21 protein-coding genes and 3 tRNA genes are annotated in these 22,826 nt (G+C 56.1%); 14 read left to right on the top strand and 10 right to left on the bottom strand.

The window, feature by feature from the left end; translation table 11 throughout:
• The first annotated feature begins 23 nt into the window (after positions 1-23).
• Entirely contained in the window at positions 24-482 is a 459-nt protein-coding gene (locus AAC060_RS15300; RefSeq protein WP_339827835.1) for a hypothetical protein, read from the top strand.
• Here the strand turns inward: AAC060_RS15300 and trmFO are convergent.
• Complete coding sequence (gene trmFO, locus AAC060_RS15295) at positions 479-1,831, bottom strand: methylenetetrahydrofolate--tRNA-(uracil(54)-C(5))-methyltransferase (FADH(2)-oxidizing) TrmFO (protein ID WP_339827833.1); 1,353 nt, start codon at positions 1,829-1,831, stop codon at positions 479-481. The genes AAC060_RS15300 and trmFO overlap by 4 nt on opposite strands.
• A 97-nt stretch (positions 1,832-1,928) precedes the next feature.
• On the opposite strand from trmFO, the gene AAC060_RS15290 reads away from it, so the two are divergent.
• Positions 1,929-2,609: a lysoplasmalogenase family protein gene (locus tag AAC060_RS15290; protein WP_339827830.1), complete on the top strand. Its 681-nt coding sequence runs from the start codon at positions 1,929-1,931 to the stop codon at positions 2,607-2,609.
• On the opposite strand, the gene AAC060_RS15285 is transcribed toward AAC060_RS15290, so the two are convergent.
• The 4 genes from AAC060_RS15285 to AAC060_RS15270 all read right to left on the bottom strand — a co-directional run bounded on the left by AAC060_RS15285 (position 2,600) and on the right by AAC060_RS15270 (position 7,858).
• Entirely contained in the window at positions 2,600-3,436 is an 837-nt protein-coding gene (locus AAC060_RS15285; RefSeq protein WP_339827827.1) for a TauD/TfdA family dioxygenase, read from the bottom strand. The genes AAC060_RS15290 and AAC060_RS15285 overlap by 10 nt on opposite strands.
• A 96-nt stretch (positions 3,437-3,532) precedes the next feature.
• The gene (gene gyrA, locus AAC060_RS15280; protein ID WP_339827825.1) at positions 3,533-6,292 is read right to left on the bottom strand and encodes a DNA gyrase subunit A; all 2,760 of its coding nucleotides are present in this window, start codon (positions 6,290-6,292) and stop codon (positions 3,533-3,535) included.
• A gap of 106 nt (positions 6,293-6,398) precedes the next feature.
• Positions 6,399-7,103 carry an SDR family NAD(P)-dependent oxidoreductase gene (locus AAC060_RS15275; protein ID WP_339827822.1) on the bottom strand — a complete coding sequence of 235 codons (705 nt, stop codon included), beginning with the start codon at positions 7,101-7,103 and terminating at the stop codon, positions 6,399-6,401.
• Positions 7,100-7,858 (bottom strand): YaaA family protein, encoded by a 759-nt coding sequence (locus AAC060_RS15270; protein ID WP_339827820.1) that lies wholly within the window; start codon positions 7,856-7,858, stop codon positions 7,100-7,102. Before AAC060_RS15270 ends, AAC060_RS15275 begins: the two co-directional genes overlap by 4 nt.
• 188 nt (positions 7,859-8,046) lie before the next feature.
• Between AAC060_RS15270 and AAC060_RS15265 the strand changes: the two genes are divergently transcribed.
• Entirely contained in the window at positions 8,047-9,333 is a 1,287-nt protein-coding gene (locus AAC060_RS15265; RefSeq protein ID WP_339827818.1) for a hypothetical protein, read from the top strand.
• Between the two features lie 62 nt (positions 9,334-9,395).
• Here the strand turns inward: AAC060_RS15265 and AAC060_RS15260 are convergent, their stop codons facing one another.
• Positions 9,396-9,869, bottom strand: a complete 474-nt coding sequence (locus AAC060_RS15260; RefSeq protein WP_339827816.1) for an Lrp/AsnC family transcriptional regulator — start codon at positions 9,867-9,869, stop codon at positions 9,396-9,398.
• Between the two features lie 178 nt (positions 9,870-10,047).
• Between AAC060_RS15260 and AAC060_RS15255 the strand changes: the two genes are divergently transcribed.
• The 4 genes from AAC060_RS15255 to AAC060_RS15240 all read left to right on the top strand — a co-directional run bounded on the left by AAC060_RS15255 (position 10,048) and on the right by AAC060_RS15240 (position 13,156).
• Positions 10,048-11,721, top strand: a complete 1,674-nt coding sequence (locus tag AAC060_RS15255; RefSeq protein WP_339827814.1) for a histidine kinase dimerization/phospho-acceptor domain-containing protein — start codon at positions 10,048-10,050, stop codon at positions 11,719-11,721.
• Positions 11,722-11,800: 79 nt separating this feature from the next.
• Positions 11,801-12,787 carry a polysaccharide deacetylase family protein gene (locus AAC060_RS15250; RefSeq protein ID WP_339827812.1) on the top strand — a complete coding sequence of 329 codons (987 nt, stop codon included), beginning with the start codon at positions 11,801-11,803 and terminating at the stop codon, positions 12,785-12,787.
• A 111-nt stretch (positions 12,788-12,898) separates the two neighbouring features.
• Positions 12,899-12,975: transfer RNA gene (locus AAC060_RS15245), tRNA-Ile, on the top strand.
• Between the two features lie 104 nt (positions 12,976-13,079).
• Positions 13,080-13,156 (top strand) — tRNA-Pro (locus tag AAC060_RS15240).
• A 57-nt stretch (positions 13,157-13,213) separates the two neighbouring features.
• Here the strand turns inward: AAC060_RS15240 and AAC060_RS15235 are convergent.
• The gene (locus AAC060_RS15235) at positions 13,214-13,801 is read right to left on the bottom strand and encodes a DUF4126 domain-containing protein (RefSeq protein ID WP_339827810.1); all 588 of its coding nucleotides are present in this window, start codon (positions 13,799-13,801) and stop codon (positions 13,214-13,216) included.
• 103 nt (positions 13,802-13,904) lie between these two features.
• On the opposite strand from AAC060_RS15235, the gene AAC060_RS15230 reads away from it, so the two are divergent.
• The 4 genes from AAC060_RS15230 to AAC060_RS15215 all read left to right on the top strand — a co-directional run bounded on the left by AAC060_RS15230 (position 13,905) and on the right by AAC060_RS15215 (position 18,591).
• The gene (locus AAC060_RS15230) at positions 13,905-14,729 is read left to right on the top strand and encodes an NUDIX domain-containing protein (protein WP_339827808.1); all 825 of its coding nucleotides are present in this window, start codon (positions 13,905-13,907) and stop codon (positions 14,727-14,729) included.
• Between the two features lie 196 nt (positions 14,730-14,925).
• Positions 14,926-15,945: a glycosyltransferase gene (locus AAC060_RS15225; protein WP_339827806.1), complete on the top strand. Its 1,020-nt coding sequence runs from the start codon at positions 14,926-14,928 to the stop codon at positions 15,943-15,945.
• A complete protein-coding gene (locus tag AAC060_RS15220) occupies positions 15,938-16,630 on the top strand; it encodes a class I SAM-dependent methyltransferase (protein ID WP_339827804.1) in 693 nt (230 codons plus the stop codon). Before AAC060_RS15225 ends, AAC060_RS15220 begins: the two co-directional genes overlap by 8 nt.
• An 8-nt stretch (positions 16,631-16,638) precedes the next feature.
• Positions 16,639-18,591, top strand: coding sequence for a GtrA family protein (locus AAC060_RS15215; protein ID WP_339827802.1), 1,953 nt, complete (start codon positions 16,639-16,641; stop codon positions 18,589-18,591).
• Between the two features lie 164 nt (positions 18,592-18,755).
• Here AAC060_RS15215 and AAC060_RS15210 read toward each other — a convergent pair.
• Positions 18,756-18,832 (bottom strand) — tRNA-Arg (locus AAC060_RS15210).
• A gap of 104 nt (positions 18,833-18,936) precedes the next feature.
• On the opposite strand from AAC060_RS15210, the gene AAC060_RS15205 reads away from it, so the two are divergent.
• A complete protein-coding gene (locus tag AAC060_RS15205) occupies positions 18,937-19,668 on the top strand; it encodes a queuosine precursor transporter (RefSeq protein WP_339827800.1) in 732 nt (243 codons plus the stop codon).
• 12 nt (positions 19,669-19,680) lie between these two features.
• Here AAC060_RS15205 and AAC060_RS15200 read toward each other — a convergent pair whose 3' ends face one another.
• A complete protein-coding gene (locus AAC060_RS15200) occupies positions 19,681-20,112 on the bottom strand; it encodes a sugar transporter (RefSeq protein ID WP_339827797.1) in 432 nt (143 codons plus the stop codon).
• 170 nt (positions 20,113-20,282) lie between these two features.
• Here AAC060_RS15200 and AAC060_RS15195 point away from each other — a divergent pair, with 170 nt between their 5' ends.
• Positions 20,283-20,834, top strand: coding sequence for a peroxiredoxin (locus AAC060_RS15195; RefSeq protein ID WP_339827794.1), 552 nt, complete (start codon positions 20,283-20,285; stop codon positions 20,832-20,834).
• Positions 20,835-20,910: 76 nt separating this feature from the next.
• Positions 20,911-21,429, top strand: coding sequence for a 2'-5' RNA ligase family protein (locus tag AAC060_RS15190; RefSeq protein ID WP_339827792.1), 519 nt, complete (start codon positions 20,911-20,913; stop codon positions 21,427-21,429).
• On the opposite strand, the gene AAC060_RS15185 is transcribed toward AAC060_RS15190, so the two are convergent.
• Positions 21,426-22,661: an FAD-dependent oxidoreductase gene (locus tag AAC060_RS15185; protein WP_339827789.1), complete on the bottom strand. Its 1,236-nt coding sequence runs from the start codon at positions 22,659-22,661 to the stop codon at positions 21,426-21,428. The genes AAC060_RS15190 and AAC060_RS15185 overlap by 4 nt on opposite strands.
• Positions 22,662-22,826 lie beyond the last annotated feature (165 nt).

Raw genomic sequence — 22,826 nt, 5'->3', positions numbered from 1 at the left:
CCGCTGATCCACGGGATCCGCTTATGAAGAAATTTGCTGCCGGGGCTGCCGGGATGATGCTGATGTTGACCGCAGGTCTGTTCCTCTGGATCGGCGCTGACGGACAGGATGTGCCGCTGCCCGCTGCGCCGCCGCCACCCGAGAAGATCGATCCGGAGATTTTGCCCGAGGCTCAGGTGGACGCGGAAACGATCGGGCCGGCACCGCCGAAAGCGTATAAACCATCTCGCGAAGAAATGCGGTTCAATCGTTATGACCGCAATGGCGACGAAATTATCACCCGTCTGGAGATGATGAGCAGCCGCACCGATGCCTTTCGCAAGCTCGACAAGGACGGTAATAATCTCCTGACCTTCGAGGAGTGGGCCGTCTCGACCAGTGACCGTTTTGCGGGCGCCGACCGGGACGGCAACAGTCAGCTGACCCGAACCGAATTCAGAAGCACGCGCCCCAAGCGCTCTGCGCCCAAGTGCAAATGCTAGGCGAGCTGCAGGCCTTTTGATGACAGCGGCTGTAACCACAAGGCAAAGTCTTCGCGGGCTCGCGCGGTGTAGGCTTCCTTGCGTTCCTTCTTTTTCACGCGCTCCTCGAACGGCGGAAAGAGACCGAAATTGACGTTCATCGGCTGATAGTCGCGGGCATCGGCGCCGCCGGTGATATGCGACAGCAGCGCGCCGAAAGCGGTGGTCTGCGGCGGCAGGGTGAATGGCTCGCCGCGTATCTCTGCAGCGACCATCCGGCCGACCATCAAGCCAACCGCGGAACTTTCGACATAGCCCTCGCAGCCGGTGATCTGTCCGGCGAAGCGGATATGCGGTGCTTTTTTGAGGCGCAGTTCCTTGTCGAGCAATTTGGGCGCGTTGATGAATGTGTTGCGATGCAAGCCGCCCATCCGGGCGAATTCTGCATTTTCAAGGCCAGGAATGGTCTTGAGCAGATCGGCCTGCGCGCCATATTTCAACTTGGTCTGAAAGCCGACCATATTCCAGAGTGTGCCGAGGGCATTGTCCTGACGGAGCTGGACGACCGCATAGGCTTTGCCGCCGGTGTGGCTGTTGGTCAGGCCAACCGGCTTCATCGGACCGAAACGCAAGGTTTCGGGCCCACGCGAAGCCATAACTTCGATCGGCATGCAGCCTTCGAAATAGGGCGTGTCTTTTTCCCATTGTTTGAAGTCGGTCTTTTCACCGTCGAGCAGGCCCTGGATGAAGGCCTGATATTGCTCCTGATCCATCGGGCAGTTGATATAATCCTTGCCGTCGCCTTCCGGTCCGACCTTGTCCCAGCGCGACTGCATCCAGGCAATGTCCATATTGATGCTCTCTTTATAGACGATCGGCGCAATGGCATCGAAAAAGGCCAGCGAGTCTTCGCCGGTTGCTGCGCCAATACTCTCGGCGAGCGTCATCGCGGTGAGGGGCCCGGTGGCAACAATCGTCAGGCCGCTTTCGGGTAGCTGATCGATCCGTTCTCGAACCACCTCGATATTGGGATGTTCGGTCAGTTGTTTGGTTACGCCTGCGGAGAAATGGTCGCGGTCAACAGCCAGCGCCGATCCGGCGGGCAGGCGGTGCTTGTCGCCTTCGCCAATGATCAGCGAATTGAGATCGCGCATTTCCTGATGCAAAAGCCCGACGGCATTTTTTTCCGCATCATCCGAGCGGAAGCTGTTCGAGCAAACCAGTTCCGCGAGGCCCTCGGTCTGGTGGGCGGGCGTCATTTCGCCACTCCCCCGCATCTCGGAAAGGCGGACTTTTACGCCCTGTTCCGCGAGTTGCCATGCTGCTTCCGACCCGGCGAGTCCGCCACCAATAATATGTACATCTGTCATGGGCGCCTTAGTGTTGTGGTAAGGCCTCAATGTCAATCTGGCAGTCGCGCTTGTTGCGTGATAGAGGGAATCAAGAAGAGGGGACCATGTCATTCCGATGAAACACGCATTTGCCGAATCCAGACCATTTCTGTTGCTCAGCCTGTTGTTCGGGATCAGCTATTTCTTTGTTAAGGATAGCAATATTCCGGGCGTCTATCTGATGGCCTGGAAAGGGGCGGGCGTCGGATTTCTCGCGATCTATGCGCTGGTTCGCCTGCATCGCCTCGACGGCAAAATTGTCGGCGGGATCATGGCTCTTGGCGCGATTGGCGACATGGCTCTGGAATATGACCTGATATTGGGCGCGGCAGCGTTTATGGCCGGTCATTTGCTGGCGATTGCTTTCTATTCCCGGTTCCGCCGTCACCAACTGGGGTTCAGCCAGAAAGTCTTTGCGATCATATTGGTTCCGCTGTCGGTGCTTATCGCCTGGGCCCTGCCTGAGGACCGGTCTGCCGCTGCGGGTATCGGAGTCTATTGCCTGTCGGTCGCTGCAATGGCGGCGATGGCCTGGACCAGCCGTTTCTCGCGCTATCAGGTCGGAATCGGTGCGGTGCTGTTTCTGGTTTCCGACTTGCTGATATTTGCCCGGATGGGGCCATTGGAAACCAGCGTCATTCCCGACCTGTTGGTCTGGCCCTTATATTATTTCGGCCAGTTCATGATCGCGACCGGTATCGTGGCGACTCTGCGGCACGAGATGGCCGCTGACAGCGCCGATCCGGTTCACGCCTGATAAGCGGCAATCGTGGTCCGGTGCAGCAACCGGTCGTGGCCGTCATAGCCACCGGTAGCGCAATGCAGCACCGAGCGATTGTCCCACATGATCAGCATATTCGCCTGCCATTGGTGGCGATAGACAAATTCGTCGCGGCTTTGCCAGACGTATAATTGCTGGAGCAAGGGCAGGGCTTCTTTCTGGGTCATGCCTTCGAAGCCCATGATATAGCCCATGCAGCTGAACAGTCCCGGACGTCCGGTCTCCGGATGTTCGCGGATCAGCGGATGGGTCTGGACCGCGCGCGCTGATTCGTCGGGACGGATCGCCATGCTGCGGCCCTCGTCCTTTTCGCCATAGGCACCGTCGGGGGCGTAGGCGAGGCCAGCGCTGTGGATCGCGGTCAGGCCGTCATATTGCGCGCGCATTTCGGATGGCATAGCGTCGAGCGCGGCATGCTGGTTGGCGAATAATGTGTCGCCGCCGACTGGAGGAATGGTGATCCCCAACAGGCAGGTGCCTGCCGGCGGCTGCGCTTGGAAGCTCCAGTCGCTGTGCCAGTTCTCGGCAAATAAAGGTGATTTTTCGTCGGCATCGCGGCGGATGGCGGCAATATGTGTGCGGCCCTCGATCGGATCGAAAAACGGATCGTGACCGAAGTCGCCGAAATAGCGGGTGAACCGCTCCAGATCGTCATCATTCATCGCCTGATCGGGAAAAGAAAGAACATGATGTTCCAGCCATGCTGACCGGATTGCCGCAATATCGTCAGGGGAAAGCGGTTGCGTCAGGTCGATGCCCGTCACTTCGGCACCGCAGGCTTGCCAGGATGGACTGATCTTCATTGGCTCTCTCCCAAGATTTATTCCGTTTGCGCTGTTCCTGTCGCGGCATCTTTTTGCAAGATGTCCATCGACAGGCTCAGCATGAATGCATTCGGTTTATTCGGCTGTATCTTCAGGCTCTTCCGGATCTTCCGGCGCCGCAACATCACCATCGGAAACGCCCTGATCGACCATTTCCTCGACCACCGCTTCTTCCGCTTCGTTTTCCGGTTCTTCTTCCTCGTCAATCTTGGCAGCGCCGACGACCTGCTCGCTCTTGCCGACGTCGAACAATTTAACGCCCGAGCTGTTCCGTCCGATCACGCGCATATCCGCGACTTTCATGCGGATCAGCTTGGCCTGGTCGGTGACAAGCATGACTTGCTCGTCGTCGGAAGCACGGAAGCTGGCGACGACTGTGCCGTTGCGCTTGATATTGTCGATGTTGAGAATGCCCTGACCACCACGGCCCGACTGGCGATATTCATAGGCGCTCGAACGCTTGCCATAGCCGTTTGCACAGACTGTCAGGATGAAATCTTCGGTCTCGCTGAATTCGGCCATGCGTTCGGCGGAAAGTTCGGGAGCGTTCTCGTTATCCTTCCACGGAGCAGCCTTGAGATACTGATCCCGTTCCTCGGTCGACGCTTCAAAGCCGCGCAAGACGGACAGCGAAATAACCTCGTCGTCGCCCTTCAACGCGATGCCGCGGACACCGGTAGATGTCCGGCTCTGGAAGGAGCGGACCGCGTCGCCGGCAAAGCGAATCGCCTTGCCGTTTTTCGTCGCGAGCAGGACGTCGTCATTGTCGGTCAGCAATTCCACGCCGATCAGACGATCGTCGCTGCCTTCGTCAAACTTCATCGCAAATTTGCCGTTCGACGGCACGTTGGTGAAGCTGTCCATACTGTTGCGCCGGACGCCGCCTTTCGCGGTTGCAAACATGACATGCAGCGCGGCCCATTCCGCTTCGTCTTCGGGCAAGGGCAATACGGTCGAAATTACTTCCCCGTCTGCCAGCGGCAGCAGGTTGATCATCGGACGGCCCTTGGTCTGCGGGCCTCCTTCCGGCAGTTTCCAGACCTTGAGGCGATAGACTTTACCATGGGTCGAGAAGAACAGGACCGGCGTATGGGTCGAGGTCACGAACAATTCGGTGATCGCATCCTCATCCTTGGTCGCCATGCCTGCGCGGCCTTTGCCGCCGCGGCGCTGGGCCCGGAACGTGTCGAGCGGCGTCCGCTTGATATAGCCGCCATGGGTGACGGTCACGACCATTTCGGAGCGCTCCATCAAATCTTCGTCTTCGAGACCATCCCATGCTGCAGTGATTTCCGAGATGCGCGGGGTCGCGAATTCGTCGCGCACCTGTTCCAGCTCTTCGCGCATCACGGCATAGAGCTTTTCGCGGTCCGCCAGAATTGCGAGATATTCCTCGATCGCGGTCGCCAGTTCCTTGAGCTCGTCGCCAATTTCTTCGCGGCCGAGTGCGGTCAGTTTCTGCAGACGCAGATCCAGAATTGCCTTCACCTGAACCTGCGACAATTTGTAGACGTCGCCCTCGACATCGGTTTCGATCGCTTCGACCAGCCGGATATAGCCGGCAATCTCGGCAATCGGCCATTCGCGCCGCAGCAATGATTCGCGCGCTTCTGCCGGGGTCGAGGAACCACGGATGATCCGCACGACTTCGTCCATATTGGTGACTGCAACAACCAGGCCGAGCAAGATATGCGCCCGTTCGCGCGCCTTGTTCAGTTCGAATTTGGTCCGCCGGGTGATCACCTCTTCGCGGAAGGTGATGAAGGACTCGATGATGTCGCGCAGCGTGAGCACTTCCGGTCGACCGCCACGAATGGCGAGCATGTTGGCCGGGAAGCTTGATTGCGCAGGGGTGAAGCGCCAGATCTGGTTGAGCACGACATCTGCTGTGGCATCGCGTTTCAATTCGATAACCACCCGGACACCGGCGCGACTGGATTCGTCACGAATGTCGGAGACGCCCTCGATCCGCTTGTCCTTCGCCGCTTCGGCAATTTTTTCAACCAGACCGGATTTGCCGACCTGGAACGGAATCGATGTCAGGACGATCGAGCGTTTGTCGCCACGTCCTTCCTCGATCACATGGCGGGCGCGCATCATGATCGATCCGCGACCATCCTTATAAGCAGCGCGTGCACCGGATTGGCCCAATATCAGCGGAGCGGTCGGGAAATCGGGGCCGGGGACAATTTCGATCAGCTCGTCGATCGTGATTCCCGGATTTTCGATATAGGCTAGGCTGGCGTTGATCACTTCGCCAAGATTATGCGGCGGGATGTTGGTCGCCATGCCGACCGCGATGCCGCCAGCGCCGTTGATCAGCAGATTGGGGAAGCGGGCAGGGAGTACGCTTGGTTCCTGCAGGCTGCCGTCATAGTTAGGCACGAAATCGACGGTATCCTTGTCGAGATCGTTGAGCAGGAAATTGGCAACCTTGTTCAGCCGCGCTTCGGTGTAACGCATCGATGCCGGCATATCCGGATCCATCGAACCGAAATTACCCTGACCGTCGATCAATGGTACCCGCATCGACCAGTCTTGGGTCATCCGCGCCAGCGCCATGTAGATCGCACTGTCGCCATGGGGGTGATAGTTGCCCATCACGTCACCGACAATTTTCGCGCATTTGCGATAGGGCCGTCCGGCGACCATGCCGCCTTCTTGCGCAGCATATAATATACGACGATGGACCGGCTTCAGGCCGTCGCGGACATCGGGCAGCGCACGGCTGACGATGACCGACATGGCATAATCCATGTAGCTGGTTTTCATCTCATCGACGATGTCTATCGGTTCGATATTGGATGGCGACGGTGGAGTGGTTTGTTCGTTCACAAACGGGCCTTTTTTATGGGTTTTTTCTTGTCGATTCTCCTAGGGGATCGGGCCGGTAAAAGCCAGCCTTTCAGGCCAGTTTTACAATAATAATACAGTGCTGAAATCAGGGTTGGATTTCCGCTCCGTCCCATGCGAAAATTTTACCGCTGTCAGCAGGTTCCAGCTGGTCGAGAACGTCGAGAAGATGGCGTGCGGCGCGACCGGAATCGAACAATTTTCCGGTAGGGACATTGCTCTGGAACGGACGGCTCAGCGCGGTGTCGACCGTACCCGGGTGCAGCGCGACGATGACCGACCGGTCATTCTTGCGCGACCATTCTATCGAGAGGTTGCGGATCATCATGTTGAGCGCAGCCTTGGACGCGCGGTAGCCGTACCAGCCGCCGAGCCGATTGTCCGAAATGCTGCCGACACGCGCCGACAGCGCCGCGAATCTGATGATATCTTTCCGGTCCATGAGCGGCAGAAAATATTTCGCGACAAGGGCGGGGCCAATCGCATTGACCTGATAATTTTTCATCAGCCAATCGGCGTCCAGCTGGCGGAGGCTTTTCTCCGGTCCTCTGTCGTCACCGTGGAGCAGACCGGTGGCGACGAAGATCATCGATGGCGAAATGCCCTGGTCCTTCATCCACGCTGCTGCTGTCTCTATGCTGGCTTCGGATGTAAGGTCGACGGGCACAGGGGTGTCACCTGAGCGGGAAAAGCGGATGACGGTCTCGAACTGGCCATTCGATTGCAGCGCATCAGCCACCGCCGAGCCAATTCCGCCGCTAGCGCCAAAAACAACAGCGGATTTTCCGGTCACGTGCGAACGAAGCGAAGGCTGCCTTCTGTGCTGCCGTCCGCATCATAGCGGTAACCGTCATAGTCGAAGCCCTTGAGCGCTTCCGGATCGGTCAGATGATTCTCGCAAATATACCGTGCCATCATCCCGCGCGCGCGCTTGGCCTCGAAGCTGATGAACTTCGGCCCGTCGGGGCTGTCCTTGCGAAAATCCACCTCGATGATCCGTCCGGGCAGTTTCGCAATATATGGTTTGACCGATGCCCAATATTCGTTGCTCGCCAGATTGACGATGGTATCGCTTCCAGTCTGCTCGAGATCCGCGGCGAGCGCGGCGGCAATCTTGTCCTTCCAGAAATCGGTCAGCTTATTATAACGCGGCGCCCATTTCGTGCCCATTTCCAGACGATGGGGGCGAATAGGGTCCAGAGGGCGGAGCAACCCGTAAAGGCCGGAGAGGATCCGCAGGTGACCCTGGGCGAAGGTCATGGCTTCCTCGCTGATGCTAGCCGCTTCGAACCCGGTATAGACGTCCCCGTTATAGGCGTAGATTGCAGGCCGTTCGGGCTGAGCGAAGAAATCGCTGTACCGCTGTTGGTTCAAAGCGATGAGATTGTCCGAAACCGGCATGATCGCCTTCAGCTTTTTCGTGGTCAGATTCTTTATTGCCTTTGCCAGCCGTTCCGTTTCGTCCGGAAAGCGATTTTGCGTCGGCGATACCGGTGGAATGGCGGAATCAAAGTCGAGAGATTTGGCAGGGGATATGATTGCAAGCACGCGATTTTACCTCATTATATTATAGGGATGGCGGCCCCGACGGCCCTGAACGGCAACCGTTCAACCTCTATTCAGCGGATTCACCCTAGAAAAGCGAAGAAAGCTTGGTAATAGGGCCACGACTGTGTGGTGCAACCATATTCCGGGGAACTCGTTTCTCCCAAATAATAATCATCCGGAGGATATACATGCGTTTTTTATCTCATTTTTCGATGGCCGTTGCGTTGGCGACCGCTGGCACGCTGGCGATAACAGCCTTGCCGCAGGAAGCCCAAGCAGCGAAGAAGAAGAAAGAAAAAGAATCCGAAGTCAAAATTAGCAAAGAGATCGCCCCGAAAGTGGCAGCGATTCAGGCTGCAATGGCGTCAGAAACTCCCGCAACCGCGACACCGCTGGTGGAAGCGCTGCTTGCTGAGACCCAGACCCCGGACGATCGCTATATTGCAGGACAATTGGCCATTCAGCTTGGCGGCACGTTGAAAGACACCGCTATGCAGGAAAGAGGTATCGTTGCTTCACTCGACAGCGGGAAAACCGGAGCCGAGCAATTGCCCGCGTTCAACTTTTTTGCCGGTAATTTTGCTTATGGCGCTGAACGCTGGGCAGATGCTGCGCAAAGGTTCCAGGCAGCCTATGACCTTGGCTATCGCGCGAATAATATTGAACCTTTGCTGGCAGAAACCTTCTTCAAGCGGAACATGCATCCAGAAGGTTTGGCGAAATGGACTGAAATTATCGACAATGCCAATGCTTCCGAGACCAAAGCGCCTGAATCATGGTACCGCATGGCCCGTGATCGTGCGTTGGCGAGTAAGGATATGGGGCTATATGCCTCTTGGGCGGCGAAATGGGCCTCTGCCTATCCTTCAGGCGACTCCTGGGGGGATGCCGTGGCAGCAAGCCGTCGCACATCGCAAGCGGACAGTGTCCAGAATCTTGAGGTATTGCGGTTTATGAAAGCCACTGGTGCGCTCAAGACCTCCCGTGACTATCAAGAGTTTGCCGAGGAAGCGCAGCGCAAAAACCTGTTTGGTGAAGTCGTGTCCGTTCTCGAAGAAGGACAGCAAAAGGGTGTTGTCAGTTCCACCAGTCCATTGATTGCCGAAGTGCTTGCACCGGCACGGCGGGAAGTGGCCGCTGACCAGAAGTCGCTGCCGTCCTCGCCATCCGCCGTACGCGGATCCGGTAGCAGTTCGGTGATGATGAACTTTGCCGACGTATGGCTGGGTTACAAGGATTATGACAAGGCTGCGGCTTTTTATGAAGCTGGTCTGGCCAAACCTGGAGCGGACATGGAGCGGGGTTACATGGGTATCGGTACAGCCGAAGCCTATGCCGGTGACTATGCCGCAGCAGGTCAGGCCTTTGCGAAAGTCTCCGGAACCCGGGCTCCGTTGGCGCATATGTGGCAGACGTGGATCAATCAGCAAACCGCTCCGGTTGCACCAGCTGCTCCGGCTGAACCAGCGACCTGAATTAGGTTTTATCGATAAAATGAAAGGGCGCCATTGGCGCCCTTTTTTGGTGTTGGATCGGTTTAGCGTTCGATCGGAACGCCAGGCTGATGTTTGGCCGACCGAATCGTGAGCGATGTCTTTACGCTCGCTACATTGGGAGCCGCGGTCAGCTGGCTGGTCAAAAAACTTTGAAATTGCTGAAGATCTTTGGCGACGACTTTCAGCATGAAATCGATTTCTCCATTCAGCATATAGCATTCGCGCACTTCGGGAAGTTTCTGCACATGATCCTCAAAGGCTTGCAAATCGTTTTCCGCCTGACTTTTCAGGCTGACCATCGCAAAGACAGTGATCGTGTAGCCCATTTTGGCAGGATCAATTGCTGCGTGATAGGATTTGATGACGCCTTCGTCTTCCAATGCGCGCATACGACGAAGACAGGGAGGGGCTGTTAAACCGACACTGTTAGCGAGTTCGACATTGGTAATCCGGCCATCGTTTTGCAGCCGCTGCAAGATTTTCAGATCGATTTCATCAAGATGTGTGTCAGCCATGGTGGTGTAATTTCCGTTCGCGAATCATTTGATCTGTATAATATAATAAGTCAGCCAAGCAATGCTTTCTCCGATGTCCCACATTGTGACGTGGATTTTTCATAGCTTCCCGTTGCCGCCGGAAAAGGTTATTGCCCGGTTAACAGTTGTGAATAACCAAGATTATCGGGATCAAATATTGCGCTTCGATGACCGCCTGACCACCGTGCTCAAGGGGAGCCTGCCGGAAGGCCCAGCCGCTGCCACGCAATGGCGGCAGGTGATTGATTTATTGGCGCAAAAACCCGGAAATCTGGCCAATCAGGACGTGCAGGCAGGATTAACCAGATTGCGCGATCTGCATGATCTGGTGGCCGAACCCGACCGGGTTGCAGCCGTGCAAGCGCTGAACGGCAGATTGCGTTCAGCTCCCTTACTTGTTTATTTGACCGCCGACAGCGATCCCGTTTGCGATGCCGCGATGGTGGCTGCGGACCTACAACCGGAAATCTACGCGGATATTTGTCCGCGGCTTTCCGAACGAGCGCAGCAGCGATTGCAATCGCAAGGTTACAAGATTGCCGATAGGAAACCGGAGGAAGTGGCCCCGCCAGCCCGGACCGAGGCATCCCCTGCCAGCGACCCTCCTGTCAAGGGACAAAAAGACGCCATTCAAAATGATGCGGCAAGCGCGCCTGTTGAACAGGACGAAGGGTCGCAGATCAGCGCGCTGGTAGAAAAAATCGCGGATTATCAAAAAAACCGTAGCGTCGAATCGCCGCGGCCCGCGACTAGTGATGGTTCGGGAACAAATTTCTTTGGCGAGCCGCTTGAAGCGATCCGGTTCGAAACCGACGAGTCCGGTACGATAGTCTGGACCGAAGGGCCGCCGATAGGGGCTATCGTCGGAGTTACTGTCGCCCAGCCGGCCTTTGATGACGGGCCTGGCCCCGATGCATATGGCGCGGCCGCTTTCCGTCAGCGTATGCCGATGGAAAACGCCCGGATGCGGTTATGCGGCGCATCGATCATTGTCGGCGACTGGCGAATGAGCGCGATCCCATTTTTCAGCGATGAAACCGGACGGTTCGAAGGCTATCGCGGCATCATGCGGCGGCCGAATATAGCCGAGGATGCCGGACATAGCAGAATCGATCTCGAACGCCGCGAACAGCTCCAGCAGCTGATCCACGAACTGCGCACACCCTTGAACGCTGTTATCGGATTTAGCGAAATTATCGAACAGCAACTGTTCGGACCAGCCTCGTTCGAATATCGCGCCTTGGCGCGCAACATCATGGATGAAGCGCGACGACTGCTGGCGGGATTCGAGGATCTGGATATCGCCGTGAAGGTTGATTCCGGGCAGCTGCCGGAATCTAGCGGGACCACCAAAGCGGACTGGCTATTTGAGCGGATGACGCAGCGGCTCCAGGGGCTGACCCATAGCAAGGTGGTTGAACTCAACATCAGCAAGGCCGAACCGGTTCGGCCATTCGCGCAGGACGGCGAATCGGTCGAGCGTATTTTTGCCCGGTTATTGTCGGCGGCGATTATCTCCTGCGAAAATGGCGAAACCCTGAAGGGCGAGTTGCGGACTCGTATAGGTGTGCAACCGACCAACCAGTTCACTCTTTCCCGACCCTCGCGGATCAAGGATATTGCCGAAAGCGTCTTGCTTGATCCATCACAAGGAATTGACGGAGATGCGGGTGAATCATCCTTGCTCGGCCTTGGCTTTTCCTTGCGTCTGGTAAGGAATCTGGCGCAAGCGGCTGGCGGTTCACTTACCATTAATCGGGACAACATTGCCTTGACCCTTCCTGCAGCGGCGACTAGCAAAATTAACGTAAGAGAAACGGAATCCGAGTAAGCCATTAGTTCGCCTAGCAGTTTTTCCAGATAATGCGCGTCATGGAGCTGTCAGAAATTACCGCTCAAGGACCTCGCCGATGAAAATCCAAAAACCGGATCATCATGTGCTGTGGCCAAAAGACTTCGGCAGACGGTTCCTGGTTTCAGTCGATACGGAAGAAGAATTCGATTGGGATGCCGCGTTCGAGCGCGGTGGTCACACGACCATCACAGTGACGATGCTGGAAAAATTTCAGGAATTTGTCGAAAAATACGGAATCAAGCCGGTCTATTTTGTCGATTATGCGATCATACAAGATGACACGGCCACAGCCTTCCTGAAAACGGTGGCAGAACAGCAAAGCGCCACGATCGGCGTGCATCTGCATCCCTGGGTCAATCCGCCTTTCGACGAGCGGGTCAATGATCACAACAGTTTCGCCGGCAATTTGCCGAAAGAGCTGGAAGAAGAGAAGCTGGTGACGCTGCGCGATGCCATTCGCGATAAAATCGGTGTTACGCCGAACACCTATCGCGCCGGACGATATGGCATCGGTCCGAATACAGTCGAGATATTGCTGAAACACGGGTTCGCCCTGGACAGCAGCATCCGGCCGCGCTTTGACTATAGTGGCGAGGGCGGTCCGGACTTCCTGTCAGTTGATTCCCGGCCCTATTGGTGGGGAAAGGACGAGCGACTGCTCGAAGTGCCTCTGACGACCGTCTATTCGGGTATTTTCCGCAAGCAACATCGTCTTGCGGCGGCGATCATGGAAAAATCTCCACTGGCCAACGCGCTATTGTCCCGCAGCAAAATGCTTGAACGCATTCCGCTGACACCGGAAGGCATATCCGCGCGTGAAACCAAGGAGGCCATTGATGTCGCGCTCGACGATGATTTGCGGCTGCTGGTTTTCTCTTTCCATTCGCCTTCACTGTCGCCCGGCCACACGCCTTATGTGCGTGACCAGAATGAACTCGACGGCTTTTACGACTGGTGGCGGGAGGTGCTGGACCATCTCGAGACTCGAAATGTGAAGCCGGTCGATATTGATGAATTATTGCAGGCTGCGTCAGGTTCGTAGCATCTCGTTTCCGTCAATCGGCCGAATTGCGATGATCGGTCTTGCCAAATCATTATTGCTTCCGCTATCGCACCCTTCCATTGAGATTTGCCTGTAAAAAGCTGCTCATATGGGCCTGTAGCTCAGTTGGTTAGAGCTGGCCGCTCATAACGGCTAGGTCGGGGGTTCGAATCCCTCCGGGCCCACCATATTTTTTCCGAAGCTGTAAATCGCTCACTTGATGAGCAGCGGCAAAAAGAAGCGTAAAAATCCTTTGCTTTTCCCAAAAGCACCGCCTAGGGGAAGCGCGCGTCGGGGAGTGGCGCAGCCTGGTAGCGCACCTGTTTTGGGTACAGGGGGTCGCAAGTTCGAATCTTGTCTCCCCGACCATTTTTTCCCTCTGTATCCTGCGCTTCATATTCAGACTGGCTTCGGCCGGTCTATTGTCTAGCTGCCGCCCGACACCATTTGCCGCCACAGTCTGAAGCCTTTGTAGACCAGAAAAATGCACAGGATCAGCATCACCGATGCGACGATCAGTGCGGCGACCGGATTGGCGAAGGCAAGGAAGAGCAGGCCGCCGGTGGCAATATCTTCGCCAGTCGAGACGACCGCGTTACTGACCGGCTCCGGACTGGTGTTGACGAGGGCTCGGGCGCCTGCCTTGGCGCCGTGGCTCATCAGGGCCGCACCACCGCCCAGCAGAAAGACCACAACCTGCCATACCGGGTCGCTGGCGTCGACAACCGCCAAGGCCAGCAGCGCACCGCCCAAGGGGCGGATCGCAGTGTGAATCGTATCCCAGATCGAGTCGAGCCAGAGAATCTTGTCGGCGAAAAATTCGGCCAGTGCGCCGAGCGCGCTAATCGCCAATACCCAGGGATTGGCAAAGGCATCCAGAACCTGCAGATTTTCCGGCAGGCTGATCCATCCCAGGCGCATGGCAAGGCCGGTGACAAACACCGTCAGATAAAGCCGCCAGCCCGATATCAGGCTGACGCTACCGGCCAATCCCAATAGCTCGACTATTCCCATATGCCGATCCTGCCACGGCGCTGGAATTTTGGCAAATCCGTTTGTGCCGACCTGTGGCAATCAAAAGGCTTGGCAAAGCAGTCGCTTGCTGTTCATATGAGATATGACCGATAAACAGACCGACAATGCAGCGCCCGTCATGGATGCGATCACCGGCAAGCCCATGCCCAAACCGATTCCCGCTTCGACGCTGGTGATATTCCGCGACCAGCCGGGCAGCGATGCTCCCGATCTGCTGATGGTCGAACGCTCGGCCAAAATGGTTTTCGCCGCCGGCGCTGCGGTTTTTCCGGGTGGCCGCATCGATGACGCGGACTTTGAATATGCCAAGGCGCTCGGCCATGATGATTTTGACGAATATGGCGCGCGCATCGCGGCCGTTCGGGAATCGATCGAGGAAACCGGGATCGCGGTCGCAGTGGAGGGCAATCTGGACGCCAAGCGGGTTCTGGAGGCGAGAAATGCGTTGCACGAGGGGACGGTTCTGGCCGACATCTGCAACCAGTTTGACTGGCAGCTGGAACTGGAGAAACTGATACCCTTTTCGCGCTGGTGTCCACCCTTCGCCGAAAAGCGCGTGTTCGACACAAGATTCTACATGATCTCGCATGATGACCACAAGGCGCAGGCGACGGTCGACGAAACCGAAAATTACAATCTGTTCTGGGGCAATGCGCAATCGGTGCTCGATCGGGCCGAAGCGGGTGAGGTGAAAATCATCTTCCCGACCAAGCGTAATCTGGAACGGCTCGCGCAATTCGGATCGTTTGACGAGGCTGTGGCCCATAGCAAGGCGCATCCCTCGGTCATGGTCTCCCCGAGCATCGAGAAACGCGACGGGCAGGTCCATTTGTGCATCCCCGAAGGCATCGGCTATCCGGTCACATCGGAGCCGATGGATGCGGTTCAGCGCGGTTTTCAGAAATAGGAAATGATGGCGCTCCATAGACGGCAAAGCTGAGTATTTGACCAGCCGCAAGTGCACGCTGCAAAAGGCTGCTGATTACCGGCAGCAGCGCCGTCGCGGCGCAGTTGAAGCTGTTGCGTTAGTCAAAGCTTACAAAACAGCATTAATAACTTCTTAAATTGGTACGATTAGACGGTCCTGCAAAGGATTGAGTGTAATGCATCAGCACCAGGGCGAACATATCCCCGCGATCTCGGTCGTTATTCCATGCTTTAACGAGCAAGATAACGTAAAAAACCTCGTTGAGCGCGTAGAAGCGGTATGCACCGATGTTGCTCCGGGCAGTTTTGAAATCGTCTTGGTCAATGACGGGTCGAAGGATCGGACATGGCCAATGATCGCGGCTTTTGCAGATAATTCTCAGCATATAGTCGCGGTCAATCTGGCACGCAATTATGGTCATCAACTTGCGCTTAGCGCTGGCCTGCAAATATGCCGCGGCGATGTTGTGATGGTCATGGATGCTGACTTGCAAGATCCGCCAGAATTATTGGGCGGGATGCTGGACAAGATGGAAGAAGGCTATGACGTTGTCTATGGCCAGCGGCTTAGCCGGGCCGGAGAGACAATGTTCAAGCGGGCATCAGCAAGCATATTTTACCGCACATTGCAGAAGCTGGTCGATGTTCAAATTCCTCGCGACACCGGCGATTTCAGGCTTATGAGCAGGCGCGTCGTCGAAGAGCTTAACGCCATGCCGGAACGCTATCGTTTCATCAGGGGTATGGTGAGCTGGGTGGGCTTCGCGCAAGCAGCCTTTCCTTATGAACGAGATGCGCGCCATGCGGGGGAAAGCAACTACCCGCTTAAGAAAATGATTTCTTTTGCCATTGATGCTGTCACGAGTTTTTCGACCATTCCTTTGCGTTTTACAGCCCATCTTGGCCTGCTAGCCGGGATGATCGGGCTGTTGACGCTGGGCTGGGTGTTCATTTCCTATCTTACCGGCAACACGGTAGGGGGCTGGGCCAGTATCGCTGCGCTCGTGCTAATTCTGGGTAGCCTGCAACTGCTGATGCTCGGTATTTTCGGCGAATATCTCGGTCGCATGTATATGGAATCAAAGCATCGCCCCCTGTTCATTGTGCAGGAAGTCCGCTCTTGGCGAAACGGGGTCAAGATGGAGAATCCGGTTCATCGTATCCAGCGACAGATCAGGAAGACGGTTAATGGTTGAGGCAGAATTTGATGCAATAGCCTCGCAATATGACGCGCAGCACGCCCGCTCCATCCGCTTGAGCGGTGAGGATGTCGGATATTTCGCGCGCTACAAGATTGAGGATATGCGTAAAATAGCAGACAGGCGGAAGCTGAATGTCAATCGCATCATGGATTTTGGCGCAGGCATCGGTAATTCGCTGAAGCCGCTCCGCACGCAGTTTCCGGAAGCCCATATCACTTGTCTCGACGTTTCGACGCGTTCGCTTGATCTATGTCGCGAGGAATTATCGCAGCGCGTGGACTTTCATAGCTATGATGGCGAGCATATTCCCGATGAGCTCGGTAATTATGATCTTATATTCACCGCCTGCGTGTTTCACCATATCCCGGCAGAATTGCATATCTCGCTGCTTTCTCAAATCCGCAAACGCTTGGCACCAGACGGTATTTTTGTGCTCTTTGAACATAATCCCTGGAATCCGTTGACGGTTCACGCGGTGAACAATTGTCCTTTTGATGAAAATGCAGTGCTGATCAGCGCGACCGAAATGCGCAGGCGGATGCTTGCGGCAGGCTTTGCCCGGATAAACACAAATTTCCGCATCTTCTTTCCTGGTCCGCTCAGAGCGCTGAGAGCCCTGGAGCCAGCGCTTGTTCGCGTCCCGCTTGGTGCGCAATATTCGCTGACAGCAAATTCATAGTCGTCACGATGACCATTGTTAAATTTGGTTTGGTGGGACTGTTAAACACAGCCGTTGGGTTTGCCATCATTCTGGCGGCGCTATCCGCGGGCTTGAATGACTATGCGGCCAACGCTCTTGGCTACGGCCTTGGTCTGATAATATCCTATAGCTTGAACCGCTATTGGACATTCTCTGTCCACAGTTCACGCTCACTGAGTGAATTGATGCTATTCAGCGGCGCATTCGCTGTCGCCTATTTGGCGAACTTACTCGTCCTGGCATCCTTCCGTGCCGCCGGCTATATAGATCAGCCTCTTGCCCATCTATCGGGACTGGTAGTCTATTCGGCGCTATTCTATCTGTTGTCGCGTTACGTCGTCTTTGGCAACGGACATGGTTTTGCGCTGGATCCGCAATCATTCTTTCAGCGCCGCAGAGCCGACTTGATTTTGTTGCGGAGTAGCACGTCCGTGCTGGTCCACAGAAATCTGGTCTTTATATTGGCCGTAATCGCGACCTTTGCCATTCTGCTTCTATTTACCGGAAAAACGATTCCGGTGGTTATCTGGGATGAGGGCCGGATCATAGTCAACGCTATGGAGATGCGGCAAACCGGGCTTAGTCTCGTTACGACCTATAATTTTGATCCCGATCTCTGGAATACCAAACCGCCGCTGCTCATCTGGCTGATGACGGGCAGCATGGCGCTATTCGGCCCAACAGAATTTGCGCTTCGGTTACCATCGCTGATCAGCTCGCTTGGAACAGTCCTGCTCGTCATGCTCTTTCTGCGCCGAATAACGCGATCGGTCGGGATCGCGACATTTGGCGGGCTGGCGCTTGCGATCAGTGGCGGGTTTTTTGGAGAACATGGCGCGCGGACGGGTGACTATGACGCATTGCTCTGCTTCTTAACCACCGGCTACCTGATGCTGTTGTTTTTTGCGCTGCACCGGCAACCCCCGCCAATTCGCTGGATATTGCTTGCGGCCGTGTTTGGCGCAGCGGCCTTGATGACCAAGAGCGTAGCCGGCGGCGCGCCGGCTGCGGGCGTTTTTCTCTACATCTTGATAACAGGGCGCTGGCGTAGGCCATTTACGACGCCTTATTATTTCGTTGCCGGGCTGCTCGCGCTGGCGCCGCTCATTCTATTTCTGGCGCTGCGCGAATATGCGACACCGGGATATCTGGGCGCGACGATCTATAATGACGTTGCCGGTCGCTTCAGCGAAGTGTTGGGCAATCATTCGGGACCTCCCTGGGCTTATCTACAAGTTACTTTTGTCAACGGTCTGTTCAGCCTTGGCACTGCAGTTTTACTTGCACCATTCGCGCTGACGATTGCTCGCGGCAGAACGCGATTCGCGTTAATCTATGCGCTCTGCATCGCGTTCGGGCTGCTTGTTATCGTATCGATCAGTGCCACGAAGCTGCAACATTATTATCTTCCGGCATATCCGTTTCTTGCCATAGCCGCAGCGCTCGCTGTCCATGCTTGCCTGACCCACTTGAAGGCGCTTACAGCCGCCGGCGCCCTGTCTTCTCGCCGCGCCTCAATCGTGCGCATCGCTCCCGTGATATTGCTCGTAATCGCTATGGCCCAGTCCGTGCAAATGCGCCTGAATTTGATCGACCCTCGACTGGATTATCCGGGAGCACGCTACGGCGTCCTCCTCGATGCCCTGGCTGCCGAGCGCGCACCAATATTGCTGGTGGACACCGGAACCGGTATTTCCATCGATCCCCATTATGCGCCCGAACTGCGTTTCCACGCCATGGTCGCCCGCGAAAACGGGCGGAGCGTTACCGAGACAAGCGACATCAGCCGCCTGGCGTCAGTATCATCGAACACGATCGTGGCGACTTGCGATCCTTCGCTCACTCCGGTTCTGCAAGCAGAACTTCCCAAGCTCCTGCTAAAAGTAAACGGTTGCGTGGCTCGCCGGAAAGTTCCGCGTGGGAAAGACAAATTTAGCTAGCATATCGTTGTAGCGCTATATTTGACCCAGATTAAACTGCATCAATATTGGGATGGCAGCTTTCTGATCGCTCGTTTGACACGCGAACAGGTTAAGCTGCCTTATTAGCTGCCATTGTGATCGCGTTGCCTGCGTAAGAATGGCGGTCTCAAGAAATGGGAAAATGGTGCGCCCGGCAGGACTCGAACCTGCTGCCTCAAGATTAGAAGTCTCGCGCTCTATCCAGATGAGCTACGGGCGCGTCATTTCGATGGGCTTTAGCGGTCTTTTGACCGGCTGCAAACCGTGTTGTGCATCCACCGCCATAAATGTTGAATTGTCGCGGATGTGGGTTAAGAACAGTTCATGAGCAATAGTCCGATCCAGCGCACCTCCGCTTCCAGCCAGGCCGGCAACCGGTTCCGCTATTATGATTTTGTCATGGCGGCCTTTGTTACGGTTTTGCTGCTGTCCAATGTCATCGGCGCGGCCAAGCCGACTTTCATCATGATCAACGGCGAGCAGTGGATATATGGCGCGGGAATATTATTCTTTCCGCTTGGCTATGTAATCGGCGATGTGCTGACCGAGGTCTATGGCTATGCGCGGGCGAGGCGGGTGATCTGGGCCGGTTTTGCCGCGCTGCTGTTCATGGCCTTCATGAGCTGGGTGGTGGTTTCGCTGCCGCCGGCAGAGGGCTGGGAAGGGCAGGCAGCTTACGAGAGCGTCTTCGGACAGGTCCCGCGCATCGTTGCCGCGTCAATCGTCGCCTTCTGGGCGGGTGAATTCATGAACAGCTATGTGATGGCGCGGATGAAGGTCTGGACGCAGGGCAAGGCCTTGTGGAGCCGCACGATCGGTTCAACGGTGGTGGGGCAGGGCGTCGATAGCCTGATCTTCTATCCGCTGGCATTCTGGGGGCTTTGGGAGCCGTCGGTGGTGTTCACCGTGATGGTGACAAACTGGGCGCTGAAAGTGCTGTGGGAGGCGGTGCTGACGCCGGTGACCTATCTGGTGGTAGGCTGGCTCAAACGGCGCGAGGGTATCGATATCTACGATGAAGATACCGATTTCACGCCCTTCAGCACCTCAGCCTAGCGAGATCAAGACCTAGGCCAGCATGCCGTCTTTTTCGGTCTTGCGCGCGTAGAGGTAAAGTCCGGCTGCAAAAACCGGGATCAGGATCGGCATTATCCATTCGCCGCCGGTCAGCACGTTAGCATATCCCAGGAGCAGGAACAGGCCGCCAAACTGGATGAATACGGCGATCATCGATAGCAGGAACATTCTTACCGCCAGACGTTTGCGCGCAAGCAGCAAGATGGAGCCGACAAAGCCAGCGAACACGGCGACGGCAAATGCGGAGGTCAGCCAGACCGGTTGGTCGAGCAGCAGGTTCTGCTGTTCCGGGCGGAGGGATGCGAACGCCTCCGGGCTCATCATGAACTGCTGAAAATAGGCGGCAAGGCCCATCATGTTCCAGAGAAGGGCCAACACGCCGATGATCCAGAACCAAAGCGGTGCTTTTGTCGTTTCAGTCATATCCTGTCCCCATCTCCGAAAATTACTCGCCATGTTGATATTCCCTTCGAGGAGTTTCAAGCGAAACCGTTCCGTGATTGATTATGTAAATCAGTCAGGAAGATTAAATCAATTTAGTCGATATATATTTGAGTGCTATTGAACGGTCATTCAAACAAACGGAGTCAATAATGATCGGTAGAAATATCCCCCAAGTTACCCTGAAAACCCGCGTTCGCGACGAATCGGTCGACGGCGAAAATCCCTTTCGCTGGCAGGACGTGAACACGACGGACCTGTTCGCTGGCAAGCGCATCGCGGTATTCTCCTTGCCCGGAGCCTTTACCCCGACCTGTTCGAACGAGCAGTGCCCCGCTTTCGAACGCCTCTATGACGAGTTCAAGGCGCGCGGCGTCGACGAAGTTTATTGTATTTCGGTCAATGATGCGTTCGTGATGTACCAGTGGGGCAAGTCCCTCGGTCTGGAAAAGGTAAAACTGCTTCCCGACGGATCGGGTGACTTTACCCGGCGCATGGGCATGCTGATCAAGAAAAACCATCTCGGTTTTGGTGATCGCAGCTGGCGCTATTCGATGATTGCCGACGACGGAGTCGTCAGCGCCTGGTTCGAAGAGCCGGGTATCAACGATGATGGTGTCGACAATGATCCCTATGTCGAATCGACTCCCGAGAAGTTGCTGGAATGGCTCGATGCCAATGAAGCAGCAAAGAAAGCGGCTTAAGCCCGATTCCATCCCCCGAAGGAAACCGCGAGCAAGAAATTGCTCGCGGTTTTTTTATGTGCGATAGATTGACGATATGGAGCGCCGCAACAAACCCATCATCATGACGGCGCTTATGGGCAAGCAGGATTTTGCCTGGGCGGACAGGCTGCGGCAACGCCATTATCCCCCGGACAGGAACAGGATCGGTGCCCATATCACCTTGTTCCACCATCTGCCGCCGCAAGCACTGGATGAAATCAAATCCGCTGTCGTCACGCTGACCACTATCATGCCGAAGCCGGAAGCGACGCTGTCCCGTTTGATCCATCTTGGCAATGGCGTCGCCTATCGGCTGCACGCGCCCGAACTGCTTGATCTGCGGATGGAGCTGGCCGAACGCTTTGCCGGACTGCTGGTGGCGCAGGACCAGCAGACACCCCGGCTGCATATCACCGTCCAGAACAAGGTGAACCCCGGGGAAGCGCAATTTCTCTTCGAACAGCTATCCGAGGAATTCGAACCGCGGCCCTTCGCGATCCGCGGGATCGGTCTGCATTATTATGTCGATGGCCTGTGGCAGGACATCGGTGCCTGGTCCTTTCGGGGGCGCTAGTAGACTCCGACTTCCTTGATCGGAATCTCCGTATTGGCGAGCTCGTCCTTGTCCAGATTCAAGCCTTCGACGACGGCTTTGCGGCCCTGCACATAATCTTTGGTGGCATTGACGCAATCCAGCGCCACGACCTTGCCGTCACGATAATAGATTACCGAAAAACTGCGCGAATCGGGATCGCCGCGGACGACATGGCTGTCATGGCCGGTCGAGAGGCCGACGGTTTGCAACCGCAGATCATATTGATTCGACCAGAACCAAGGCACGCTGTCATATTCGGCTTCCTCGCCGAGTATATCGAGCGCAGCCACTTTCGCCTGATCATTGGCATTCTGCACCGATTCCAGTCTGATCATAGCGCCGTCGGCATAGCTATTGCTATGCGCCGCGCAATCGCCGATCGCGTAAATATCGTCGAGACTGGTCCGGCAATGGGAATCAACGTCGACGCCATTTCCGGTTGCTGCACCGGCCGCGACCAGTGGACCGGTTTCGGGGATAATGCCGATGCCGACCACGAACATATCGGCCTCGAGCACGCGTCCGTCGGCGAGCGTCACGGCAGTTGCGATTCCGTCTTCACCGGTTTCGAATCCGGCGACGGTTGCTTCCAATTCTATAGTCACACCCTGACGGCGATGCTCGGCTTCATAGAATCGCGACAGCGGTTCGCCGGCAACGCGCGACAAGACTCGATCAAGCGATTCGACGATCGTCACATGCTTGCCCAGTTTCGTGAGCACAGCGGCTGCTTCCAGTCCGATATAGCCGCCGCCGACGACAACCACTTTGTCGACGGTCGGCAATGCTGCCATGATCTTGTCGACGTCGGCGCGGGACCGGACGGCGTGAATATTGCGCGCCTGGCTTCCCGGACAATCGAGCATGCGCGGAGATCCGCCGGTTGCCCAGATCAGCTTGCCGTAGCCTATCTCGTCATCGGAGGTCAGCATGACCGTTTTTGCGACCGGATCGAGTTTCGATACCCGGCGACCGGTCAGCAGATCGATATCGCGCTCGCCCCAGAAACTCTCGGGTCGCAACAATATCCGCTCGAACGGCTTTTCTCCGGCGAGATATTCCTTGGACAGGGGAGGGCGTTCGTAGGGCGGATATTTCTCGTTTCCGACCAGACCGATGGAGCCTTCAAACTTCTGCTGGCGCAACGCAATGGCCGCTTGCGCGCCTGCGTGACCAGCGCCCACAATCAAAATGTCGTAAAATGCTTTCATACCTGCCCCTTGATGCCACTTGTCGGCTTGGAGGGCGCTGTTAGCGCGGATTGTATCGGCCGTGCAAGTTTTAGCGTATTTCTCGCTTCAGCTTGTTGACCGCACCGAACGCTGTGACTATAGCGCCGCCGTCCAGAGAGAGTTTCATGGCGATTAAAACAATCG

Origin of the sequence: uncultured Parasphingorhabdus sp. (genome assembly GCF_963975555.1) — a bacterium.
Classification (GTDB): domain Bacteria; phylum Pseudomonadota; class Alphaproteobacteria; order Sphingomonadales; family Sphingomonadaceae; genus Parasphingorhabdus.
Note: the sequence above shows the minus strand (reverse complement) of the source record. Positions and strands in the feature narration are given on the sequence as shown.

What these genes read in the sequence shown, in the direction of transcription:
- AAC060_RS15300 (WP_339827835.1), top strand. Translation starts at nt 24, where the DNA reads ATGAAGAAATTTGCTGCCGGGGCTGCCGGGATGATGCTGATGTTGACC.
- trmFO (WP_339827833.1), bottom strand. Translation starts at nt 1,831, where the DNA reads ATGACAGATGTACATATTATTGGTGGCGGACTCGCCGGGTCGGAAGCA.
- AAC060_RS15290 (WP_339827830.1), top strand. Translation starts at nt 1,929, where the DNA reads ATGAAACACGCATTTGCCGAATCCAGACCATTTCTGTTGCTCAGCCTG.
- AAC060_RS15285 (WP_339827827.1), bottom strand. Translation starts at nt 3,436, where the DNA reads ATGAAGATCAGTCCATCCTGGCAAGCCTGCGGTGCCGAAGTGACGGGC.
- AAC060_RS15265 (WP_339827818.1), top strand. Translation starts at nt 8,047, where the DNA reads ATGCGTTTTTTATCTCATTTTTCGATGGCCGTTGCGTTGGCGACCGCT.
- AAC060_RS15260 (WP_339827816.1), bottom strand. Translation starts at nt 9,869, where the DNA reads ATGGCTGACACACATCTTGATGAAATCGATCTGAAAATCTTGCAGCGG.
- AAC060_RS15250 (WP_339827812.1), top strand. Translation starts at nt 11,801, where the DNA reads ATGAAAATCCAAAAACCGGATCATCATGTGCTGTGGCCAAAAGACTTC.
- AAC060_RS15235 (WP_339827810.1), bottom strand. Translation starts at nt 13,801, where the DNA reads ATGGGAATAGTCGAGCTATTGGGATTGGCCGGTAGCGTCAGCCTGATA.
- AAC060_RS15230 (WP_339827808.1), top strand. Translation starts at nt 13,905, where the DNA reads ATGACCGATAAACAGACCGACAATGCAGCGCCCGTCATGGATGCGATC.
- AAC060_RS15225 (WP_339827806.1), top strand. Translation starts at nt 14,926, where the DNA reads ATGCATCAGCACCAGGGCGAACATATCCCCGCGATCTCGGTCGTTATT.
- AAC060_RS15220 (WP_339827804.1), top strand. Translation starts at nt 15,938, where the DNA reads ATGGTTGAGGCAGAATTTGATGCAATAGCCTCGCAATATGACGCGCAG.
- AAC060_RS15215 (WP_339827802.1), top strand. Translation starts at nt 16,639, where the DNA reads ATGACCATTGTTAAATTTGGTTTGGTGGGACTGTTAAACACAGCCGTT.
- AAC060_RS15205 (WP_339827800.1), top strand. Translation starts at nt 18,937, where the DNA reads ATGAGCAATAGTCCGATCCAGCGCACCTCCGCTTCCAGCCAGGCCGGC.
- AAC060_RS15200 (WP_339827797.1), bottom strand. Translation starts at nt 20,112, where the DNA reads ATGACTGAAACGACAAAAGCACCGCTTTGGTTCTGGATCATCGGCGTG.
- AAC060_RS15195 (WP_339827794.1), top strand. Translation starts at nt 20,283, where the DNA reads ATGATCGGTAGAAATATCCCCCAAGTTACCCTGAAAACCCGCGTTCGC.
- AAC060_RS15190 (WP_339827792.1), top strand. Translation starts at nt 20,911, where the DNA reads ATGGAGCGCCGCAACAAACCCATCATCATGACGGCGCTTATGGGCAAG.
- AAC060_RS15185 (WP_339827789.1), bottom strand. Translation starts at nt 22,661, where the DNA reads ATGAAAGCATTTTACGACATTTTGATTGTGGGCGCTGGTCACGCAGGC.